General features: G+C 57.4%; 21 protein-coding genes. 17 read left to right on the top strand and 4 right to left on the bottom strand.

Features of this window, described 5'->3' with window-relative positions; all coding sequences use genetic code 11:
• Positions 1-85: 85 nt before the first annotated feature.
• From VHE10_03725 to VHE10_03740, 4 genes are all read left to right on the top strand, one after another.
• A complete protein-coding gene (locus VHE10_03725) occupies positions 86-1795 on the top strand; it encodes a hypothetical protein (GenBank protein ID HVU06865.1) in 1710 nt (569 codons plus the stop codon).
• Positions 1796-1821: 26 nt separating this feature from the next.
• Entirely contained in the window at positions 1822-2448 is a 627-nt protein-coding gene (locus VHE10_03730) for a hypothetical protein (protein HVU06866.1), read from the top strand.
• 102 nt (positions 2449-2550) lie between these two features.
• On the top strand, positions 2551-2934 hold the full coding sequence (gene raiA, locus VHE10_03735) for a ribosome-associated translation inhibitor RaiA (GenBank protein ID HVU06867.1): 384 nt from the start codon (positions 2551-2553) through the stop codon (positions 2932-2934).
• 9 nt (positions 2935-2943) lie between these two features.
• Positions 2944-3102, top strand: coding sequence for a hypothetical protein (locus VHE10_03740; GenBank protein HVU06868.1), 159 nt, complete (start codon positions 2944-2946; stop codon positions 3100-3102).
• On the opposite strand, the gene VHE10_03745 is transcribed toward VHE10_03740, so the two are convergent.
• From VHE10_03745 to VHE10_03755, 3 genes are read right to left on the bottom strand one after another with little or no spacing between them, the layout of a single operon-like run.
• Complete coding sequence (locus VHE10_03745; protein HVU06869.1) at positions 3099-3968, bottom strand: methionyl-tRNA formyltransferase; 870 nt, start codon at positions 3966-3968, stop codon at positions 3099-3101. The two genes, VHE10_03740 and VHE10_03745, sit on opposite strands and share 4 nt — an antisense overlap.
• Positions 3969-4517, bottom strand: a complete 549-nt coding sequence (gene def / locus VHE10_03750) for a peptide deformylase (GenBank protein HVU06870.1) — start codon at positions 4515-4517, stop codon at positions 3969-3971.
• Positions 4518-4529: 12 nt separating this feature from the next.
• Positions 4530-6425: a hypothetical protein gene (locus tag VHE10_03755; protein HVU06871.1), complete on the bottom strand. Its 1896-nt coding sequence runs from the start codon at positions 6423-6425 to the stop codon at positions 4530-4532.
• 45 nt (positions 6426-6470) lie between these two features.
• Between VHE10_03755 and VHE10_03760 the strand changes: the two genes are divergently transcribed.
• Complete coding sequence (locus VHE10_03760) at positions 6471-7031, top strand: hypothetical protein (protein HVU06872.1); 561 nt, start codon at positions 6471-6473, stop codon at positions 7029-7031.
• A gap of 15 nt (positions 7032-7046) precedes the next feature.
• Positions 7047-8330 (top strand): UDP-N-acetylglucosamine 1-carboxyvinyltransferase, encoded by a 1284-nt coding sequence (murA, locus tag VHE10_03765; protein ID HVU06873.1) that lies wholly within the window; start codon positions 7047-7049, stop codon positions 8328-8330.
• Positions 8331-8382: 52 nt separating this feature from the next.
• Here murA and VHE10_03770 read toward each other — a convergent pair whose 3' ends face one another.
• Complete coding sequence (locus VHE10_03770) at positions 8383-8778, bottom strand: hypothetical protein (GenBank protein ID HVU06874.1); 396 nt, start codon at positions 8776-8778, stop codon at positions 8383-8385.
• Between the two features lie 97 nt (positions 8779-8875).
• Between VHE10_03770 and VHE10_03775 the strand changes: the two genes are divergently transcribed.
• The 11 genes from VHE10_03775 (at position 8876) to VHE10_03825 (ending at position 19699) form a co-directional block, all read left to right on the top strand.
• Entirely contained in the window at positions 8876-9889 is a 1014-nt protein-coding gene (locus VHE10_03775; GenBank protein ID HVU06875.1) for a rod shape-determining protein, read from the top strand.
• Between the two features lie 274 nt (positions 9890-10163).
• Positions 10164-10808: a hypothetical protein gene (locus VHE10_03780; protein HVU06876.1), complete on the top strand. Its 645-nt coding sequence runs from the start codon at positions 10164-10166 to the stop codon at positions 10806-10808.
• A 19-nt stretch (positions 10809-10827) separates the two neighbouring features.
• A complete protein-coding gene (frr, locus tag VHE10_03785) occupies positions 10828-11379 on the top strand; it encodes a ribosome recycling factor (protein ID HVU06877.1) in 552 nt (183 codons plus the stop codon).
• Between the two features lie 12 nt (positions 11380-11391).
• A complete protein-coding gene (locus VHE10_03790) occupies positions 11392-12486 on the top strand; it encodes a M50 family metallopeptidase (GenBank protein HVU06878.1) in 1095 nt (364 codons plus the stop codon).
• 54 nt (positions 12487-12540) lie between these two features.
• Complete coding sequence (locus tag VHE10_03795; GenBank protein ID HVU06879.1) at positions 12541-13809, top strand: aminoacyl--tRNA ligase-related protein; 1269 nt, start codon at positions 12541-12543, stop codon at positions 13807-13809.
• A 12-nt stretch (positions 13810-13821) separates the two neighbouring features.
• Positions 13822-14883, top strand: a complete 1062-nt coding sequence (locus VHE10_03800) for a rod shape-determining protein (GenBank protein ID HVU06880.1) — start codon at positions 13822-13824, stop codon at positions 14881-14883.
• Complete coding sequence (locus tag VHE10_03805; GenBank protein ID HVU06881.1) at positions 14861-15655, top strand: rod shape-determining protein MreC; 795 nt, start codon at positions 14861-14863, stop codon at positions 15653-15655. Before VHE10_03800 ends, VHE10_03805 begins: the two co-directional genes overlap by 23 nt.
• Positions 15655-15906: a hypothetical protein gene (locus VHE10_03810; GenBank protein HVU06882.1), complete on the top strand. Its 252-nt coding sequence runs from the start codon at positions 15655-15657 to the stop codon at positions 15904-15906. Before VHE10_03805 ends, VHE10_03810 begins: the two co-directional genes overlap by 1 nt.
• Before the next feature lie 10 nt (positions 15907-15916).
• On the top strand, positions 15917-17605 hold the full coding sequence (locus VHE10_03815; protein ID HVU06883.1) for a penicillin-binding transpeptidase domain-containing protein: 1689 nt from the start codon (positions 15917-15919) through the stop codon (positions 17603-17605).
• A 57-nt stretch (positions 17606-17662) separates the two neighbouring features.
• A complete protein-coding gene (gene greA, locus VHE10_03820; protein HVU06884.1) occupies positions 17663-18130 on the top strand; it encodes a transcription elongation factor GreA in 468 nt (155 codons plus the stop codon).
• 6 nt (positions 18131-18136) lie between these two features.
• A complete protein-coding gene (locus tag VHE10_03825; protein ID HVU06885.1) occupies positions 18137-19699 on the top strand; it encodes a lysine--tRNA ligase in 1563 nt (520 codons plus the stop codon).
• The last annotated feature ends 28 nt before the right edge of the window (positions 19700-19727 follow it).

The following is a 19727-nucleotide window of genomic DNA, read 5'->3' on the forward strand; positions in this document are numbered from 1 at the left end:
CAGCAGGGTGGGACATACCAACGCAAGGCTCGCAAGAGCTTTTTTTGTTTGCGGAACCTTAACCGACTTAATATTTACAAGTCATATGAATCATTTCGCACTTGGAAAGCCTAAGGCAGCCCAGAAGGCTTTTTCCGCATTGGCGATCATGGCTCTCTCCGTAGGAGGCTTCGCAAGCCTCTTCTCGGCGTCCATCGCTCATGCGGACAACGGCTTCATCATAGAACAGGTGAGCATCGTGCCTTCGACGGGCGCGCTCACGTCAGGCCAGAGCGCGGACGTGTATTTCACCGCATCGAATCATGATGCCACCGCTTCCTTGAACGGCGCGTGTACGGTGAACGACGTCGATGTATCGCCTTCGTTCCAGAATCTCACCGGCGGCCTCTACAAGGTGGTCTATACCGTAGGTCCTTCGGATACCGAACGCGCCTCCGGCCAGATCCCCGTCAATTGTTCGTTCGCAAACGCTTCGTCCTCGACGGCGCAAGCGGTCACATTCACGGATTCGAACAGCGTCAAGGTCGATACCAATAATGACGGTATCGTGACGGGAAGCGGCGGCGCGGGAACGACGACGCCGGCTTCGTTTATAGCGTCTGTGTCGGCGGTACCTGACTCCGGGACGATATCCGAAGGCCAGTCTGCCGACGTGTACTTCACCGCGGGAGGCCATGATAGTAAGGTCGCTTTGAACGGCGCATGTACGGTCAACAATGTCGACGTCGCATCGTCGTTCCAGAATCTTACGGATGGCCTTTATAAGGTGGTCTATACCGTCGGCGCATCAGATACGGACCGAGCCGCGGGCCAGATCCCGGTAAGCTGTCTATTCCAGAACGGTGCCGGCTCTACAACGGCTGTCTCTGGATTCACTGATCAGAACTCTCTTGCCGTCATGATAAACGGCGCTGGAGGCGATAATGGCGGCAACAACGGAGGAAGCGGCGGCGGCAATGGAGGAGACAATGACGGTAACAGCGGAACCACGACTTCTCCTGTTACGAGTGCTCAGCTGATCTCTGCGGTCAGCATCATCCCAAGCTCGGGTACGCTTAGCGACGGACAATCGGCCGATATCTATTTCAGCGCAACGTCGAGCGACGCTAATCTCACGCTCGGCGGAGCATGCAATGTCAACGACGTGAATGTGGCATCGTCGTTCCAGAATCTTACCGGCGGCCTCTACAAGGTGGTCTATACCATAGGCTCGACATCTGCCGATCGAGCCGCAGGCCAGATTCCATTAAGCTGCATGTTCCAGAATCAGGCCGGCGCGACCTCGACGGTCGTCGCATTCACCGATTCGAATACCCTCGCTATCGATTCAAGCGCCCAGAGCGGCGGCGATAACGGAGGCTCGAATACGGGCGGATCGATGGGCGGCACGGTTACCGGCGGTGGCGACGCCGATCTCGCGGTCACATCCGTCGAACAGGCGTCGGATACCGCGACGGCGGGAGGCGGATACGGGAGCGGCTGGGCGTGGATCTTCCATGTGACGGTCCCTTCGGACGAGACGAGCCTTTCGATGAAGTTCGCCGATTGGGTTCACTCGAACGGCACGGACCATATCGCAGCGGCTGACAACATAAGGTTCTGGTCTTTGCAGGCCCAGTCTACCTCGACCGTAGCCATCGCCGCGGCTGACGCGTATTCGGGCGCCCTCATCCTTACGGGTGATGCGGATAGCAATACGCCGGGCAGGCAGGTAGACATCCACGTCGAGATGCAGGTCCCATCGAATGCCGTCAACGGCTCGTATACCACGAACTACGGCATCAAGACGGAATAGCTTACAGAGATTAACTAACGAGCCCTATGAACATCAAACTGCGCAATATCGCGAATGCGGTCCTACCGCCAGCCTTGGCGCTCGTTCTCGCCATTCTCGGAGCACGGCAAGCCGGCGCGACTGAAATAACCGGAACGCTCTCTCTCGGCGTCGGCACCCAGTCCGGCGGCACGAATAGCGACGGAAGTATCGGCGGTACCGTCATCGGAGGGGTCAATCCTTCTTCGAGCGGCGGAAGCTCGTCTGGATCTTCCGGCGGCGTTGTCGCGGCCCGATCGGGCGGCAATAGCAGGTCTTCCGGAGGAAGCGCTTCGACGCTCTCGTCCGGCATACAGAGCGACGGCACTCTCGCATCAGTGTCCGAATTCACGGGCACTGGCGGGGGCTACGACCCGTCTCTCGACACCTACCTCGCCAGTCCTGATGCAGGTCCGGACGACGCATCGCTCTCTGCTTCAGACGCCATCGCGTACAACAGCGCGCAACAGGCGGTCTCATCCCTCAGCCAAACTGATAATACCGCCGCCGCCGCGAATTCGGGCAGGACTATGGGTATAGTCATGGCGATACTTCTCGGCCTTGCGGTGGCCGGACTCGGAGGATATGCGGTGTCAGCCTATATGGCATATCGCAGGGAAGGAGGGGATATGTAGAGGATTCGCGAAAGCGAGCAAAAGAAAGCCAGATACTACTTGTCTGGCTTTCTTTTGCCTCCTGCCGCGATTTTTCGTCAGGATGACGTATAATTAAAAGATATGATTCAAAGAACGCTCAAAGGAATGGGGATCGGGCTCACTCCTGCCATCGAGGCGGCGGTCGATAAGGTCGTCCAGTCTTTAGAAAAATATGTCGAGGCCGATGATTCGAGCGCTCGCGCCGATATCGAGGTCGGCAAGACGACTAGCCATCACCGATCTGGCGACGTTTTCAGGGCAGAGGTCAATTTCCATACCCGTCACGGCGATATCCGGGCCGAGGCGGAGAAAGAAGACCTCTATGTCGCTCTCGCCGCGGCTAAAGACGAGCTCGTCGAATCGCTTCGCTCGAAAAAGGCCAAAAGGGCCGATTTTATAAAGCGATCGGGCCTTGCGGTGAAGAACATGCTCAAGGGTTTGCCTTGGAAGAAAGGGAGAGAGTAGAATATATGCATGAATCTCTCGCAGCTTAACAAGCGGCTCGTGACGTTTTCCGCCGTGGCGCTCCTCTTTCTCGGAAGCTTGTCCTATTTCGTATCCGTCGCGTGGAAGAATCGCGGCGAGATGCAGGCGCGCGAGGACGCAACGGCCGCGTACATAAACGGCATCTAGCTATTCGCTCCTCTCCAGAACTCTTCCCACGTCATCTCCTTCCTTCCTTCGGGGATGACTTTTTTTATGGCGAACGAACCGTTCTCGAAGGCCGCATCGGTGATAGTGACGCGGGTCTTTTCAGGGCCGATGAAAATATAGCTCTTCGGCCAGGTCTTATACGCATTCCATTTGAGGAAATTCTTGTACGGATCGGCGGAAAGATCCATGAGGCCGTCTTCCTTCGTTATCTTTTTGGCGATAGTGGCTCTCCCGTGGTCCTGTTCAACGGATTTCAGCGTGCCTGAGGCCAATCCTTCTATCGATCTGACGAGGAGCTCGCCGCCTTTTTCGACGAGGAGCTTCGCGAGCTCGTCTGCGGGCAACGGCCATCGCGGCGTCGGAACCTCGGCCTGCATGAGAATCGGCCCGTGATCCATGAATCTGTCCATGAGGATAGTCGTAACGCCTGCCGGCCGCTCGTCGGTGAGGATCGCTGTCTCGATCGGGCTCGCTCCGCGAAGGCGGGGCAGGAGCGACGCATGCAGATTGATGCAGCCAAACCTCGGGATTTCGAGGATTTCCTGTCTTATGATCTTGCCGTAGGCGACGACGATGAAGAAATCGAAATTTCCGTCAGCGAGAGCTTTTTTAAACGCCGCGTCTGATAGATCGTCAGGTTGGAGAACGGGAATGCCGTTTGCCTCGGCCCATATTTTTGCCGGAGGTGGTGTGAGCGCGAGCCTTCGCCCTTGCGGCCGGTCAGGCTGGGTGATGATGAGTGCCGGGGTCATTCCCGCGTGCTTCATGACGTTGAGGGCCATGACGGCTCTGTCTGGCGTGCCGAAAAAAGCGAATCTCGGCTGTATGTTCGCGCTTCTTGCCATTTATTTTCGCTCTATCTCATCCGGAGGCAGGTCTTCTAGGTCGGTCGCGCTGTCTATGAAAAGTACGCCGTCGAGGTGGTCGTTCTCGTGCTGGAATATCTGGGCCAAGAGTCCCGTCCCATCGATCTCGAATGCCTTGCCGCTTTCATTCATCGCCCGGACCGTGGCTTTTCTGGCCCGCGAGACCTTGCCATAGAGATACCTGACGGAAAGGCAGCCCTCTTCCATCTCTTTCCGATCCTTCGAGAGCTTTAAGACTTTCGGGTTGATGAAGATCATGTCGTCTGCTTTCTTTGTGGCCTGCGCCGTCCCCTCTCCTGTCACGGCCTCTTCGCGGAGCATATCGAAAATGCGTCCGGACACGACGAATATGCGCAAAGACGCGCCGATCTGCGGCGCGGCGATAGCGACGGCATCGTCCTGGCTTTCGATCGCCGCTTTCATGTCGGCGATGATCTTTTTGAGCTCCGGCGTGCCGAACATCGCCTTCGGAACGGCTCTGGCCGTCTTTCGGAGTATAGGATCTTCTTTCTGGACGATGGTTATCATGGATTCACACTACTATAGGATGCTTTCGGGGTCTACGTTCACGGCGTATGATGGCGGAAGGCCGCGGAGGCGCTCCAAAAGCTCGCTTTGAGGCCACTCTTTGCGCGGCAATTTGACGAGCGCATGCATCACGTATTCCTCTTTGACCGTAGCTATGAATGCAGGGAATACGTCTACCTGGAATCCGGCGAGAGCGACCTTTAGTTTGTCCATGGATTCGAGCACGTCTTCCTTTTTCCCCGAATGTGAGACTTTGATGAAGGTCGAAAAGGGCGGAAAAGAGAACTGCCTTCGCGATTCGATCTCTTCGCGATAGAAATCGATGATGTTACCCTTGGCTCCCTGCGAGAGCACGGGCGCTTCGGGGTTCCTGGTCTGGAGGAGGAAGTGCTTGTTCGCTATCGCGCGCAGCTTCAGGATGATGGAGAATATCTTTTCATTGATGCGGAAGTCGGGAATGGAGAATAGGGCGTCGAGCGTTCCCACGGCGCAGTAGTCGATAGGGCGGTCAAGGTATCCGAGGGCGAGCTCCGTGCCTATCAGTATCGATCCGGGCGATGCATACCATCTTTCGGCGATATCGGCGGCTTTCTTGGGGGTCGGCGCCGAGGCTTTGTCCAGGCGCATGACCTTTGAATCAGGAAGGGCGGCGGAGAGCTCTTCTTCGAGGCGCTCCGTGCCGATGCCGAGCGTCTTGAGCCTCCACGAGCCGCAGTTCCGGCATTTGGTGTGGGCGTCGCTTTTCTTGCCGCACCTATTGCACATGAAGAATCGCCGGTCGTCGCTTCCGTGGAGGACGAGCGGCGCGCTGCAGCGGCCGCATGTTAGGACGTTCTCGCAATCGGAGCATACGGTCTGGGGGGCGAGGCCCTTTCTTCCGGCGAATATGAATATGCTGCTGTTCTCCGCGCGCGCTTTTTTGATGAGATCGAGCAATTCATCCGATATGACTCGCACGTCATGGTCGGGATTCTTGTATCTCTTCATGTCCACGAGCGTATCTCGCGCCGTCGAAAGAGAGCGCATCGCCAGAGGCGCATAGTCCACGAGCTGATCTATGCCCGCACCCTCGTCTTCGCGCCAGAGCGTCTCGACGCGGAGGAACGAGTCGCCGAAGATAAGATCCATGCCCGCCTCGCGCGCGTAGCGTTCGGCCAGGAAGCGGTGGTCGAGAAACGGCCGCGATCGCGCTTTGTAGTTTCGCGAGCTTTCATGCTCGACGATGATGAGCCCGATATCTGAGCGAGGGATAGAAAGGAACGCTCCGGTCGCAACGATGACGATAGGATGTTCGTCTTCGACGGCGGCTTTCCAGCGTTTGAGCGTTTCGCCTTTGGAGAGACCGCTATGGAACGTATAGGTATAGCGTTCGATGCCCTTTTCGAAATACGAGCAGGCGTTTTTTATATCCTCGACCGAAGGGAGCATCATGAATACGGATTCCTTGTGGGCGAAGCGCTCGCGCACGAGGCTCTTGTAATGGCCGTAGCGGTCGTCTTCGCTCTTCTGGAGAACGTAGGATTCGCGGGGCTTTGATCTCTTCTTGAATTCGCCTGCCTCGGGTATCTTCTCGTAATCGGAAAGGATCGCTGCCGGCACCGATTCGAAGAGGGCGCTTCCGACCGAAGCTGCGTAGTATCGCGCGGTTTCCTCCACTGCCTTGAAAAATTGAGGCGACATCACGGCGCGCGGGTCGGCGCGCGATATCTTCTTGATCTCGAAATCAGCCGATTTTATCTCGGATTTAGATTCGGCGGCCGGTTCGGACGACATGACGAGCGCTCCCACCGTTCGCTTGCGGAGGGGAACGCGTATGATCGTGCCGGGCGCCGCGTCGGCAGGGCTCCAATAGGAAAGGATGTCGGCGCCGATACCGCGCGCTATGGGAATGGCTTTGATGATGCGCACGGGGAAAGTATAGCAGGGTATGAGAATCGGATATACTTACTATATATGAAAGAGGTTCGTAGGCGGAAATTCATTAAAGACGGCATTGTCGTGGCTCTGAGCATCATCCTTGCAGTGTTTTTGGCCCGAAGCCCGCTCCTCGGACTGGCGCTCGAAAGCGGTAGGGGCTATTACGTGCTCGAAGCGTTCATCGGAGGACTCTTCTTCACGTCGGTCTTCACGACCGTTCCTGCCATAGTCGTCCTGGGCTCGCTGACGGCCATCCATTCGCCGTATGTCGTAGCATTCGTCGGGGGCTTGGGCGCGGTCATAGGAGACCTCGTCATCTTCAGCTTCCTTAAAAAGCATGTCGCCGATGATATCTCCGACATCATCGTTCATTCGAAGTCGGGGCGGATGAGCCATCTCCTTAAATACAGATTCGCGCGATGGTCGCTGGTGCTCCTCGGCGCCCTCGTCATCGCGTCGCCGTTCCCGGACGAGCTGGGCCTCACGCTCATGGGGCTTTCGAAGATATCGCGACCGAGATTCGCGGCCATCTCGTACATATTCAACACGCTCGGCATACTCGCCATCGCCGCAGCTCTCGCTTTTCGTCCTCTCTAAGAATAGAATGGGATCATGGTAGAAAATTCCTTTAGGATAAGCGGCCTTGGCATTGGCCGGGGGGGCGAGAGGGTCCTTTCGGGTGACATACGCGTAGCGGGCGCGAAGAATGCGGCGCTCAAGATCATGGCTTCGGCGGCACTCTTCGACGATCATGTCGAACTTTTGAACGTTCCGGAGATCGAAGACGTCAATCGCATGGCCGAGCTCCTCGAAGGCGTCGGCATGAAGATAGAGAAGTCGGCAGGGAAGCGTAGGATCATCTTGCCCGCGAAGCTCGACCCCGATCTCCCGATGGGTCCCGCGACTGCGATGCGCTCTTCCATCGTGCTCACGGGTCCGATGCTCTCCCGCATGGGCCGCGTATCATTCCCGAATCCGGGAGGTTGCTCTCTGGGCAACAGGCCGATCGATCTCTTTCTCGACGGATTCCGCCGCATGGGCGCGGAGATCCGCACCGAAGGCGACATGTACGTCGCTCTCGCTCCCGACGGCCTTCAGGGCATGGAGTTCTTCTTTAAGGTGCAGAGCCACACCGGTACCGAGACCCTGATGATGGCCGCGACGCTCGCGAAGGGCCGTACGGTGCTTAAGAACTGCGCCCTTGAGCCGGAAGTAAAGTCTCTCGCCGATTTCTTGAACGCATGCGGAGCAAAGATATCCGGGGCAGGCACTTCGACTATTATCATCGACGGCGTTAGAAATCTGACGTCGAAAGGCATCGTCTATAAGACGATGCCTGATAGGATCGAAACGGGTAGCTTTATGATCCTCGCCGCCCTTGCGGGAAGATCGATCACGATAAGGGACTGCATTCCCGGACATGTCGAGATAATCACGGAGATCCTCCGAACGGCGGGAGTCGATGTCTCCGTCGGCGAGAGCGAGATAACGGTCAAGGGGGCGAGCCTCTCGGCCGTCAATGTGCGCACGCATGAATTCCCGGGCCTTCCGACGGACCTTCAGGCTCCTATGGGCGTGCTCCTGACCCAGGCAGAAGGCGAGAGCGCCCTCTTCGAGACCATATACGAAGGTCGCCTGGCGTATACGAAAGACCTCGTGGCAATGGGCGCCAAGATCGCTTCGCAGGATACGCACCGCGTGCTTATACAGGGCCCGACGCCCCTCGCGGGAAAGCGGGTAAAAGCCCCTGACCTACGAGCAGGCATGGCCTTCGTCATCGCAGGCATCATCGCTTCGGGCGAAACGATCGTAGACAACGCATACGTGATCGACAGGGGATACGAAAATATCGCCGAGCGTCTGACAGCCCTCGGCGTCGATATAAAAAGGGAATAAGAAAAGGCCGCGTCAGGATGACGCGGCCTTGCAGAAGAGGGAAGAGGATATGCTAATTTGCGATCCTCCTTCCTTCAGAGCTGTGGGTAAAGCGGAGGAATGACGTGAAGAGGCTATCCATTTTCTCCATCTGCTTGTCGGGCTTGTAGAGCACCACTGCCGACGCAAGCACGGGATCCGGCGACTCTTCCATTTCCGTGATGGTATAGAGCATGTAATGCTCGCAGCCGAAGGGTCTGTCGTAGCTGCCGGGAACCAGTTTGAAGGCCATGAAGCCTTCCGAGTCAGTTGTGGAGAGCGCTATGCACCTCTCCTCCGATCCGTCGGGACCGATGGGAAGCGTCCGCTCCGATATATCCGTCTGGCGGAAGCCTTGCGAGAACATACTGATGAGCTTTAGAAGACGCTCCTTCGAGACCGTCCGTATCGTGTGGGATTGTATTATCATAAGGTTAAAGATCGAGGGTTTGTCTGTAAATTGCATTATGACAAGCGTCCTGTCAAGTATCGCCGAATGGCTCGAAAGCGTATAGTAAGGGCCATATATGGCGCTTCTCGCTAAAAAGCTCGGCATCGATCTCGGCACCGCGAATACGCTCGTATTCCTTCCCGGAAAGGGCATCGTGCTCAACGAGCCCTCGGTCGTCGCCGTCTCGGAGCAAGACAATAAGATTCTTGCCGTCGGAAACGACGCGAAATCCATGATCGGCCGTACGCCTGAATCCATCATCGCGTACCGCCCGATGAAGGACGGCGTCATCGCCGACTATCGCGTGACCGAAGCGATGCTCCGCTACTTCATAGACAAGGCCTTGGGCAAATGGAACATCTGGAAGCCTGAAGTGCTCGTCTCCGTCCCCGCGGGCATCACGTCTACCGAACGCCGCGCCGTCGTCGAAGCCGCTATCAGGGCAGGGGCAAAGAGCGCCTATGTCGTCAAAGAGCCGATTCTCGCCGCTATCGGCGCGGGCATTCCGATCCAGGAAGCGCGCGGCCATATGATCGTCGACATCGGCGGCGGCACGACCGATGTGGCGGTGATATCGCTTGGAGGCATCGTCGCCTCGACGTCCGTCAAATGCGCGGGCAACCGCATAGACGCGGCTATCGCCGACTATATAAAGAAGACGTTCAACCTCGCCATTGGCGACAAGACGGCGGAGGATATCAAGATCCAGATCGGCTCGGCCGTGCCCCTCGAAGAAGAGCTTTCGATGATCATCAAGGGCCGCGACTTCATTTCGGGCCTTCCGCGATCGACCGAGATCAAAACGAATGAGATCGTCAAAGCGATCGGCCGCGAGCTCCGCGACATGGTAAAAGCCATCAAGGACGTGCTCCAGGAGACGCCGCCGGAGCTCGCCGCGGACATCATAGACCACGGCATCATCATGACGGGCGGTTCGTCCATGCTCCGCAACCTTCCCGAATTGGTATTCCGCCGCACGGGCGTGAAGGCGATCCTCGCCGAAGAGGCTCTCTATTGCGTCGCAAAGGGCACGGGCATCGCCCTCGACCATCTGGATGTCTATAAGAGGACCATCATCGCGAAGCGATAGCCTATCGCTTTCTCGTCATTGACGGAGCGCCTGCTGGGGTGTAGGGTATAGCGCAGTTTCGCTGCACCTCGGATAGCGCTTCAAAATGTCACAAAAAGGGCCGACAACCGGTCCGGTAATCTCCGCCTTGGGCGGCATCAAAACAGCTGCCTTCCGCCGAAGGTCCGGAATAAATCGTCGGTCGGGTTTACCATAGTGATGCTCGACTCCGAGCGAATGTGAGGCTTTAAAGCTCCGCGGCAACGCGGGGCTTTTTTCTTGCTATGATGAACTTATGTTCAGCCGCGACTCTCTCCACCACGCCTATTTCATAGAAGGGGATAAGGCGCCCGCCCTCGCCGCGGTCGAGGCGTTTTTATCGGACGGTCTGGGGATCGTTCGGCAGGGCCATCCGGACGTCCACTATGCCGAATACGAATCGCTCGGCATAGGCGAGAGCCGAGCTCTCCGGGAGATGCAGGCGATGAAGCCTGTCCGCGGCGACCGCAAGATATTCATACTCGTCGCGGATTCTATGACGAACGAAGCGCAGAATTCGCTCCTCAAGGTATTCGAGGAGCCGACGCCCGGAACCCATTTCTTCGTCATATCGTCTTCGGCGCGCATCCTCTTGCCGACGCTCCGCTCGCGCATGATAGTGGTCGTCCATGAATCGGCGAAGAAAAGCGATGCACGTAGGGACGCGAAGAACTTCATTCCTATGTCCCCTAAATCGCGCCTGGCATTCGTTGCGCCTCTAATCGAAGAAAAGGACAGGGCAAAAGCCGAAGAGTTCCTTCATGCCGTCATCGCCGAGCTCCATCGCGAGAAAAATATGGCGCCCATGAAAGAGCTGCTCTCGCTCGTCTCGTATCTGAAAGACCGGTCGTCGTCGCTGAAGCTTATCCTCGAGCGCGCGGCGCTCCTCGAGCTTTCGTAGTGTGCTATTATCTCGTCATATGCAATACAACTTTTCCAAACTTAAGGCAGGTCTCGCTGATACCGAAGCCTGGCTCCAAAAAGAGCTCGGCGCCATCAGGACGAACCGCGCAAACCCTTCTATCCTCGACTCTGTCCGCGTCGAAGCCTATGGCTCCGATATGGCGATCTCCGGCGTCGCGAGCCTTTCGAATGAAGATCCCCGCACTATCCGCATCACTCCGTGGGACCAGGGCCTCGTAAAAGCCATCGAGAAATCGATCGTTGTCGCCAGCCTCGGCGTCTCGGTCTCCGTAGACGACAAAGGCATCCGCGTATCGTTTCCCGAATTGACGAGCGAGCGCAGGAAGGACATCGTCAAAGCCGCCAAAGAGAAATTCGAGCAGGGCAGGATCAATATCAGGAAACATCGCGACGAGGTCATGACGGATATAGACAAGAAGGAAAAAGAGGGCGGCATGGGCGAGGACGAGAAGTTCCGCTTCAAGGCCGAAGCCCAGAAATTCATAGACGACTCTTCGAAGAAGCTCTCCGACCTCATGGACAAGAAAGAGAAGGAGATCATGAGCTAAGCCTCAATAATCGTGTACATAGTCACATTCTTCATAATCCTCGCCGTGCTGGTGCTCGTGCATGAATTCGGGCATTTTTATGCCGCCAAAAGATCGGGCGTGCGCGTGGACGAATTCGGCCTCGGCTTTCCGCCGCGCATCTGGGGCTTCAAAAAGGGCGAGACGCTCTATTCCGTAAACGCCATCCCGTTCGGCGGCTTCGTCAAGATCTTCGGCGAAAACTATGACGTCGAGCCCTCCGCTTCAGCCGCTCTCGATCCGCGGAGCTTCGTCGCGAAGCCGCGCTGGGTGCAGACGGTCATACTTGCAGCGGGCATCGTCATGAATATTCTTTTCGCCTGGATATTGTTCTCTGTCGCGTACATGTCGGGGATGACGACGGGCATTTCAGAGCACGACGCGAAATACATCAGCGATAGCCACGTCATCGTCCTCGATACGTTGCCGGACTCTCCTGCGGTCCGCGACGGGCTCAGGGAAGGCGACGCCGTCCTCGCTTATCGAGCGGGCGGAGCGACGACGACCATCAGCGACCCTGCGACCATCCAAGCCGTCACCAGGCAATCGGGAGGAAGGCCCGTGACGTTCCAGATCGAGCGCCTCGGCAAGCCGCAGTTCGTCACCGTCACACCGGAGAGATCTCCTGACGGGGTATATACTATCGGCATATCTATGGATGTCGTCGGCAAGGCCAACCTGCCTTTTCATATCGCTCTCTGGGAAGGAGCGAAACTGACCGGCAGGCTCTTCGTCAATATTTTCGTCGGGCTCTTCAACCTGATCCATGACGCATTGCTCGGCCGCGCGGACGTGTCGCAGCTCTCTGGCCCGGTCGGCATCGCGCGACTCGTCGGCGACGCATCGAAGCTCGGCTTCGCATACCTGATGTCGTTCACCGCATTTATATCGCTCAATCTCGCGGCGCTCAACCTCATGCCGTTCCCGGCGCTCGACGGCGGCAGGATCATATTCGTCGCCATAGAGGCTGTCCGCCGCAAAGCCATTCATCCGAAGATAGCCAATACCGTGAACGCCATCGGCTTCGGCATCCTTATCGTATTTATGCTCTTCATCACGTATAAAGACGTGATGAAGATCTGGGGCTAGGTCAAGTTACAAAACTTATAAAATAGGCTATTATGGGCGCATTAACGCTATCGTATGCGCCAGAGCCACCTTTTCACCAAAACCCGTAAAGAAGCCCCCAAAGACGAAGTCTCTAGGAATGCCGAACTCCTCATCCGCGGCGGATATGTCTACAAGGAAATGGCCGGCGTCTACGCGTTCATGCCTTTGGGCCTTCGCGTTCTCGAAAAGATCGTCCAGGTCATTCGCGAGGAGATGAACGCCATCGGCGGACAGGAAGTCTCGCTCACCGCGCTTCAGGACAAAAAGACCTGGGAGAAGACCGGCCGTTGGTCAGACGACGTCGTGGACAATTGGTTCAAGACAAAACTGAAGAACGGAACCGAGACAGGCCTCGGCTTCACCCATGAAGAGCCTCTCACGGCGCTCATGAAAGACTACGTCCATTCGTATCGCGACCTTCCTCGCGCCGTATATCAGTTCCAGACCAAATTCAGGAACGAAGAGCGCGCCAAATCGGGCATCATGCGCGGCCGCGAATTCTTGATGAAGGACCTCTATTCGTTCTCGCGCGACCAGAAGGAGCACGATGCGTACTACGAAAGCGCGAAGAAAGCGTACGTAAAGGTGTTCGAGCGCCTCGGCCTCGGCGACAAGACGTATGTCACGTTCGCGTCGGGCGGATCGTTCTCGAAATATTCCCACGAATTCCAGACGGTCACCGATGCGGGCGAGGATACCATATACGTAGACGAGAAAAAGAGGATCGCTATCAACAAAGAAGTGCTTACCGACGACGTCTTGAAAGACCTCGGCGTGAAGCGCGGCGACCTCGTCGAAAAGAAAGCCGTCGAAGTCGGGAACATATTCAGCCTCGGTACGAGATTCTCGGACGCATTCGACCTGACGTACGTTGACGATAAGGGCGGCAAGCAGGCTGTCGTCATGGGATCGTACGGCATCGGCCCGAGCCGCGTCATGGGCACTATCGTCGAGACGCTCTCCGACAAGGACGGCATCGTATGGCCTGAAGCCGTCGCTCCGTTCAAGGCGCATCTCATCGTCGTGGATTCGAAGGATTCGGTCGGCGGTAAGAATGCGGCCCGCGCCGAAGCGGATCGTCTCTACAAAACCCTCTCCGACAAGGGAATAGAAGTGCTCTATGACGACCGCGACGCGCGACCCGGCGAAAAATTCGCCGACGCGGACCTCATGGGCATGCCGTACCGCATCGTCGTATCCGACAAGGCCCTCGCGGCCGGCGGCTACGAAGTGAAGCATCGCGCGACGGGAAAGGCGGAAAGCCTTGCGGAAAAAGAGCTGACGGCTAGACTTCAGAAATAACGGAACATGCATATGCCCGCATTCATGGACAGATTCTATAAGGCGCTTTCGCACGACATAGGCATAGACCTTGGAACGGCTAATACGCTCGTCTATGTGAAAGGCCAGGGTATCGTCATCAACGAGCCTTCGGTCGTGGCGGTGAACCAGAAGACTGGCCGCGTCGTCGCCGTCGGCGCGCAGGCGAAAGACATGCTCGGTAGGACACCGGCCCATATCGTAGCGGTGCGCCCGCTCGTGGACGGCGTCATTTCCGATTTCGAGGTCGCCGAGGAGATGATGCTCTATCTCATGAACAAGGCGCAGAAGGAGACCAAGAAGTTCTTCGGTCCGCGCGTTATCGTCGGCATCCCGTCGGGCGTAACGAACGTGGAAGCGCGCGCCGTCCGCGACGCGACGAAGAACGCCGGCGCGCGCGAAGTCCATATCGTCGAACAGCCTATGGCTGCGGCGATCGGCATCAGGCTCCCGATCCATGACCCTGCAGGCAATATGGTCATAGACATCGGCGGCGGCACGACCGATATCGCCGTGATATCTCTCGGCGGCGTCGTGCGCTCGAAATCGCTCAAGATCGCCGGAGACAGGCTTAATAACGACATCATCTCGTATATCAGGAACGAGTTCAAGATACTTATCGGAGAGAAGACCGCCGAGGACATAAAAATAGCTATCGGCGTCGTGGTTCCCGAAGATCGCCCTCACGAGGCCCCTATCCGCGGCCGCGACCTCGTTACCGGACTGCCGCGCGAGGTGGTCCTCACCGACGCGGACATCCGCGACGCTATCTCTCAATCCATAGACAATCTCGTAGATTCGGTGAAGGAAGTGCTCGAAACCACTCCTCCGGAGATCCTCGCCGACGTCATGCACCGCGGCATATACCTGGTCGGCGGCGGCGCGCTCATCCGCGGCCTCGACAGATTGATCGAGGACTTCGTGAAGATCCCTGTCCACATCGCGGACGACCCTCTGACGGCTGTCGCGCGCGGCACCGGAGTCATTCTCGAGGACATAGAGAAATATCAGGACGTATTGATCGCGAACGAAGATGACCTACCTAAAGCGCAGTAAAAGGCCTGGGCAGGGAAGGACGGCGACTCTCGTCGTCGGCGGGCTCGCTCTCGTCTTTGCCATAACCTATTTCTTTCCGGCGTTCTTTCCGAGCGTCTTTTTCCCCGTAGGCTCGCTCTTCTGGAAAGCGGAGAGCTCGAGCGTCGGCTTCTTCGTCTCCATGGGCAAGATCGTCCAATCGAAATACAGCCTCGTCGAAGAGAATAAGCGCCTCTCAGAAGAAATCGCCGCGCGCGATAGGTCAGTCCTTATGCTCGATGATATACAGAGCGAGAACGAGCGTCTCAAGAACGCCCTTGCCCGCACGGGCAAGGGAAGCTATGTCCTGGCTGTCATCCTGACCCGGCCGCCGGTCTCTCCCTACGATACGCTCGTCCTCGACGTCGGGACCAAGGACGGCGTCACGGTGGGCGACAAAGTATATGCCGAAGGCGACGTCCTCATCGGCGACATAGCCGAAGCCTACGGCGGCGAATCCAAAGTGTCTCTTTATTCCATGCCGGGGAGGAAGACCTCTATCCTCGTGGGCACTTCGACCATCGCCGCCGAGGCGATCGGGCGCGGCGGCGGCAATTTCATATTCACGCTTCCGGCCCAGACGCCCCTGGTCGAGCGTTCTACGATCTCTGTCCCTTCGATCAAATCGCATACATTCGGCATCGTGGACAGGATCATGGTGGATTCCACCGACTCGGTCCAGACCATCCTTTTCCGCTCGCCGGTCAATATCAGCGAGCTCCGCTTCGTCGAAGTAGATAAAAGCTTCCGCTAATGCCGCGCATCGCTTTTAACGTCCTTCTCGCCATATCGCTCTTCTATCTGCCATGGTGGACGGGCGCCTTGATCGTCGTCTCGGCGTGCTTCCTCGTCGATCATTTCTATGAAGCCGTGCTCTTCGGTATGCTTGCCGACGCCTTTTACGGGACCGAGTTCGGTTTCCATGGGTTCTCTCATATAGCCGCGCTCTATACCGCCATGGTTCTCGGGTTCGCGTCCATCGTCCGAAACAGGCTCGCATGGTAATATAGCGGCAATGAATTTTCGCCGCCCGAAATCGTTCGTCAGGCGAGAGCTGGACCCTGACGAGATATTCCTCGACTCCGAGAACCTTCCTGGCTTCGACGTGCACCAGTTCGAGGGCCGCATCGAGCGCCCGGTACCGCGCGGCTCTATGGCGGCGCTCTCCGTCGCGTTCGTCGTGCTCCTCGCGCTGCTCCTCGGCCGGGCATGGGTCCTTCAGGCCAAAGACGGCGGCGAATATAGCCTGATGAGCGAGAACAACGCTCTCGAAGAGACGACCGTGTATTCCTCCCGCGGAGCGATATTCGACAGGAACGGCATAAAGCTCGCCTGGAATACCTTCGACGGCACCAATACCGATTTTGCCATCCGCTCGTACATAGAGCAGCCAGGCCTCTCCCATATCCTCGGCTATATAAAATATCCGACCAAGGACAAGCAGGGAAACTATTATCGCAAGGACTATCAAGGCATCGCCGGAGTCGAGAAGGAATACGACGGCGAGCTCCAGGGCGAGCACGGCCTCAAGATCGTCCAGACCGACGCCGTGGGAAAGGTCGCGTCCGAATCCGTCGTCCGTCCGGCTAAAGACGGCGAGAATATCACGCTCTCGATCGATTCCGTCCTTCAGGAAAAGCTGTTCGGGGGCATACAGGAGCTCGCCGACAGAGTGGGCTTCACCGGCGGCGCGGGCGTCATCATGGACGTGCATACGGGCGAAGTGATAGCCCTCACGAGCTATCCTGAATATTCGAGTCAGATCATGTCCGACGGTTCTGATTCGAAGACGATAGCCGGGTATCTGACCGATGAACGGAAGCCGTTCCTCGACCGCATCATATCGGGCCTCTATGCGCCGGGATCTATCGTCAAGCCGTACGTCGCCATCGGCGCTCTCGAAGAGAACGTCGTATCGCCGGACAAAGAGATCCTTTCGACCGGCTCGATAAGCATCCCGAATCCCTATTATCCTTCGATCAAATCCGTGTTCATGGACTGGAAAGCGCACGGCCTCGTGGATATGAGGAAGGCCATCGCCGTCTCGTCGGACGTCTACTTCTATGAGATCGGCGGCGGCTTCGAAAATCAGCCAGGACTCGGCATAGACAGGCTCAATAAATACTTCAGGATGTTCGGGCTCGGCTCCAATGACGAGACCGGCTTCTTCGAAGGGCCTGCGGGGACGATCCCGTCGCCCGCATGGAAAGACAAGGTATTTCCGGGCGACCCGTGGCGCATCGGCGACACGTATTTCACGTCGATCGGCCAGTACGGCTTCCAGGTGACGCCGATACAGATGCTCAAGGCGCTCACGGTGATCGCCAATAACGGCACATATCTCCATCCCACCCTTATAAAGGAAGCTACGTCGACGCCTGTCGAAGGGAAAGCCATACCCGTAGACCCGGATCATCTCGAGATCATCCGCGAAGGCATGCGACAGGGCGCTCTCATCGGCACGGCGAGCGGCCTCAATGTCCCGTATCTCGAAATCGCCGCCAAGACGGGCACCGCCCAGCTCGGCGTATCCAAGGCATTCGTCAACTCGTGGGTCACCGGCTTCTTCCCGTACAAGGATCCCAAGTACGCCTTTGTCGTCATGATGGAGCACGGTCCGACGACGAACGTCTACGGCGCTACATACGTCATGCGCGGCCTGCTCGACTGGATGCACCAGACCGGCTCGCAGTATATAGAATGATGTGGTATGATACGCGCCATTAGTTAGCCCGCGCTATATAAAGCATAACAAGCCGTCATGACCGACAGCACCAAATACCTTACGAAAGAGAAGTACAAGGAGCTCGAGAAAGAGCTCGTCGACCTCAAGACCGTAAAGCGCAAGGAGGTCGCTACGAACCTTGAATATGCCCGCTCCCTCGGCGACCTTTCGGAGAACGCCGAGTACCAGGAGGCACGCGAGCTCCAGGCTACGATCGAGGACCGCATCGCCAATATCGAGAACACCCTCAAGACCGCCGAGATCGTGCATGAAATGCACGGAGACAGCGTCTCCATGGGTTCCGTCGTCACTGTCGAGAAAACCGGCGCTTCCGGCAAGCAGAGATTCGTCATCGTCGGCTCCGACGAGGTAGACACCGTCGCGGGCAAAATATCGAATCAGTCGCCGCTCGGCTCCGTCTTGATCGGCAAGCGAAAGGGCGAATCGGTCTCGGTCAAGACCCCGAAAGGCGTTTCCGCATACAAGATCGTCGCGGTAGAATAGTCTTGCATGGCATCTATAGATGAAATAAGGAAAGCGAGGCTCGGCAAGATCGAGCTTTTGAAGAAGGCGGGCATGGATCCGTATCCTTCGAAGGTTCCTCGCGACATGTGCCTCAAGGACGCCAAGGCGTCTTTCGCCGAGTTCGAGGCGAGCGCAAGGGCTCTATCGCTCGTCGGTCGCATCATGGCCATCCGCGGCCAGGGCGCTATCCTGTTCGTCGTCCTCGACGACGGTAAAGATAGGCTTCAGGCCGTATTCAAGAAAGACGAGCTCTCCGCCGACCTGTTCAAGCTCTTCGGCGAAGCCGCCGATATCGGGGATTTCATAAGTGTCACCGGCACGCTCTTCAAGACCCAGAGGGGAGAGCAGAGCGTCCTGGCGAAATCGTGGACCATGGCGTCCAAATCGCTTTTGCCTCTGCCTGAAAAATGGCACGGCCTCGAGGACGAAGAAGAGAGGCTTCGCAAGCGCTATCTCGATATGGTTATGCGGCCGGAGCTCCGCGACCTTTTCGTAAAGAAGGCCAAATTCTGGGACGTTACGAGGAATTTCCTCAAAGACAACGGCTTCCTCGAAGTCGAGACGCCGACCATCGAAGTCACGACTGGCGGCGCCGAAGCGCGCCCGTTCAAGACCCGTCATAACGACTACGGTATAGACGTATTCATGCGAATATCCGTCGGCGAGCTTTGGCAGAAGCGCCTCATGGCCGCCGGCTTCAACAAGACGTTCGAGATCGGCCGCATATACAGGAACGAGGGATCGAGCCCGGAGCATCTTCAGGAATTCACCAATATGGAGTTCTATTGGGCATATGCGAACTATGAAGACGGCATGAGGCTCGTCCAAGACCTCTATCGGGCGATCGCGAAGAGCGTCTTCGGCACGACGAGATTCGCCACGCGCGGGCAGGAATTCGATCTCGCGGACGAATGGAAGAAGATAGACTATGCCGACGAAGTGAGGCGCGTCACCGGCATAGACGTCCTCACGGCCGATGAGAAGGAGATGGCTGCGAAGCTCCGCGAGCTCGGTGTCCCGTACGAGGGCGCCACGCGAGAGAGGCTCACCGACACGCTCTGGAAGCATTGCCGCAAGAAGATCTCCGGTCCCGCGTTCCTCGTCAATCACCCCAAGCTCGTCTCCGCTCTCGCCAAGGAATCGAGAGCGAAGCCGGGCACCGTCGAGCGCTTCCAGGTGCTCCTCGCGGGAAGCGAGGTCGGCAATGGATATTCCGAGCTCAACGACCCGATCGACCAGGGCGCGCGCTTCGGCGAGCAGCAGCGGCTCATCGACCGCGGCGACGAAGAGGCGATGATGCCCGACTATGAATTCGTCGAGATGCTCGAGCATGCCATGCCGCCCGTATGCGGCTTCGGATTCGGCGAGCGGCTCTTCGCATTCCTCGCCGACAGACCTCTTCGCGAGACGCAGACGTTCCCGCTCGTGAAGCCGAAGGCGGAAAATCCGGAGAGCGCAGAGAAGAGAGAAAGGAAGGCGGGCGCCAAGAAAGCCGGCGTCATCGGAAAGATAAGATCGGCCCTGAAGAGAGCGAAAAAGAAGGAATAAGAGGACTCCCCGCGAAGCCGCTTAACAG

It is taken from the genome of Candidatus Paceibacterota bacterium (genome assembly GCA_035546035.1).
Classification (GTDB): domain Bacteria; phylum Patescibacteriota; class Minisyncoccia; order Phycocordibacterales; family UBA6065; genus UBA6065.